At 64.3% G+C, this 269-nt stretch carries 1 protein-coding gene; it reads right to left on the bottom strand.

All coding sequences use genetic code 11. The features are described 5' to 3' along the window. Nucleotides 1–269 (bottom strand): glycogen/starch/alpha-glucan phosphorylase (locus FFK22_RS42545; protein WP_143957083.1); only part of this gene is annotated, 269 nt, incomplete at both ends.

The following is a 269-nucleotide window of genomic DNA, read 5'->3' as shown; positions in this document are numbered from 1 at the left end:
CACGCGCAGGGCGTTGAGGAGCTGCCGTTTGTACTCGTGGATCCGCTTGATCTGGCTGTCGAAGATCGAATCCGGGTCGACGGAGATGCCGGATGTCGATTTGAGCCAATCGGCAAAGCGCGACTTGGCGTCACGCTTCGCGGCGCGGATGGCGCTGCGGAATCCCTGGTCCTCGGCGAGCGGCTTGAGCTTCGCCAGCTCGGACAGGTCCGTGATCCAGCCGTCGTCGATGGCTTCGGTGATGGCGGCCGCAAGACCCGGATTGGCCA

The sequence above is a fragment of the Mycobacterium sp. KBS0706 genome, from assembly GCF_005938675.2.
GTDB lineage: Bacteria > Pseudomonadota > Alphaproteobacteria > DSM-16000 > Inquilinaceae > Inquilinus.
The sequence above is the reverse complement of the archived record's forward strand: the minus strand, read 5'-3'. Positions and strand labels throughout refer to the sequence as shown.